This window comes from Schnuerera sp., from assembly GCF_035459645.1.
Taxonomy (GTDB): Bacteria; Bacillota; Clostridia; order Tissierellales; family Tepidimicrobiaceae; genus Schnuerera.
In genome coordinates, this window is sequence record NZ_DATHXO010000484.1 from 1 (window position 1) to 2,244 (window position 2,244).

Consider the following 2,244-nt stretch of genomic DNA (forward strand, 5'->3'; position numbering starts at 1 on the left):
CTGCAGAAACAGTAATTACCAGAGGTAAAAAAGGAAAAGACATGAAAACTTCAGTTATTCTCATTAAAACATTATCTATCCATCCACCATAATATCCAGCAATCCCTCCTATTAGAGTTCCAATTATTACTCGAATAATTACAGCAAATAATCCTACTTGTAACGCAACTTGACCTCCATGCAGAACCCTTGCAAGATAGTCTCTACCCAATTCATCCGTTCCCAATTTATGTTCTCTAGAAGGAGGTTGGTTAGTATTTGTCATATTCAATTCATAAGGGTCATGAACCGTTAAAAGAGGCGCCAATACTACAGCTAAAATAATTATCACAAGCATTACTAGAGCTACTACTGAAGGTTTTCTCTTTACAAATTTACGCCTTATCAACTTCCATGGAGTTAATATTTCTTGTTCACTTTCGCTTATCTCTTCTATATTTTTTTTACCAGGTTCTAAATCCATATTCTTCTCAGTCATCTACTGTCCGCCCTCCTTTAATCTACTTTAATCCTAGGATCTACTAAAGCATATCCTATATCTGCCAATAGATTCCCAAGTAATGTTAATATCGCAAAAAACATATTTAATGCCATCATAAGGTTGTAATCCCTGAGATTAACCGCATCTATTAAAATCCTTCCTATACCAGGCCAGTTAAATACAGTTTCTAACATTACCGCTCCTGAAAATAGGACTGGTATCGTAAACCCTACAATAGTTATTATAGGGATAAGAGCATTTCTAAAAGCGTGTCTATATATTACCACCTTTTCTTCTAAACCTTTAGATCTAGCAGTACGAATATAGTCTTGATTTATAACCTCTAACATAGAAGTTCTTGTATAACGAACTAAACTTGCTAAATTTGCTATTATTAAAACAATACCTGGTAAAACCATATGATATAATACATCTTTAATATTTGCTAAACCTGTAGCTTTGCTACCAACTGTCCTCATTCCATTGATAGGGAATAAATCTAATTTAACTGCAAAAAAGTAAATTAGTAACAGCCCAAAGAAAAACGTAGGCATGGAAATACCTATAATGGAAAAAGCACTCCAAAAGTTATCCGTTCTTGAATACTGTTTCACTGCTGTTATTATACCAATTGGAACAGCTATTAAAAATGCAAATATATAAACAAAAACATTTAATACAAAACTATTCCAAATAAAACCGGGAACTACCTTACTAACAGGTACTTTATAAATATAGGAATCACCAAAATCTCCTTTCACTGAACGCTTTAACCATTCCCAATATTGAACAGGTATTGGTTTGTCCAATCCTAGTCTAGCTCTTTCCGCTGCTTTTTGTTCTGCAGTAGATCTTGGATCCAAGTTTGCCCCAACTGGATCCCCAGGAGTCATTTTGATAATTCCAAATAAAAGAATAGATATTAGTAAAATTACAGGTATTAGATGCATGAGCCTTCGTCCAATATATTTTAGCATATTATCCCTCCTCAATTATCATCCCTTTAATGCTATAAAGTTTAGGTTAATATAACATAAACCCGGTGGTCTAAACCGGGTTTATGCCTATTTATCTTTATTGCTGTAAATTTTTCTATTTTGCAATCTCCATATTTAAGAATACATTAGGATGAGCCATATTTTCATATGGTGTACACTCAAAGCCTTTTATACGGTCATTAACCATATTCCATTGTTCTCTTTGATATACGAATATATATGGCAACTCTTCGTTTATATTAAGAGCCCATTCTTCATAAATTTCTGTACGCTTTTCTTGATCAAGCTCTTTTCTTCCTGCCTCTAATAATTGGTCGTTCTTTTCATTTTTAAATTGAACGGCATTATTACCTGATTTTTTAGCTTGACTACTATGGAATATTGAATAAGCATCTGGGTCAATACTTAATGACCATGCCATATTGTACATATCGAAGTCTTGTTCTTCGTATACTGCATCTGATAATGCATTAAAATCCATATAGTTTACTTCTATACTAACACCAATTTTACCCCAGTTGTCAATTAATACTGGTATCAATTGGTCAACCCATTCTACATCTGGGTATGTAGAGTATACAAAATTAAGTTTCATACCATCTTTTTCTCTAATCCCATCGGAGCCAAGTTCCCATCCAGCTTCTTCTAATAGTTCTATAGCTTTATCTGGATTGTATTCATATTTATTCATCTTTTCCTCTAAAGTATCTGTATAAGCCCAAGATACAGGAGATAGAGGAACATGACATACTTCACCATGACCTT

The 2,244-nt window shown here is 33.5% G+C and carries 3 protein-coding genes; all 3 read right to left on the reverse strand.

Annotation, left to right across the window (positions count from 1 at the left end; all coding sequences use genetic code 11):
- Positions 1-478 (reverse strand): ABC transporter permease (locus tag VK998_RS11450; protein WP_414713605.1); only part of this gene is annotated, 478 nt, incomplete at its 3' end.
- A gap of 17 nt (positions 479-495) precedes the next feature.
- Positions 496-1,458 (reverse strand): ABC transporter permease, encoded by a 963-nt coding sequence (locus tag VK998_RS11455; protein WP_325228428.1) that lies wholly within the window; start codon positions 1,456-1,458, stop codon positions 496-498.
- A 115-nt stretch (positions 1,459-1,573) separates the two neighbouring features.
- Positions 1,574-2,244 (reverse strand): ABC transporter substrate-binding protein (locus tag VK998_RS11460; protein WP_325228431.1); only part of this gene is annotated, 671 nt, incomplete at its 5' end.

Excerpts from the sequence above, each read along its gene's own strand:
- VK998_RS11455 (WP_325228428.1), bottom strand. The coding sequence starts at position 1,458 with ATGCTAAAATATATTGGACGAAGGCTCATGCATCTAATACCTGTAATT.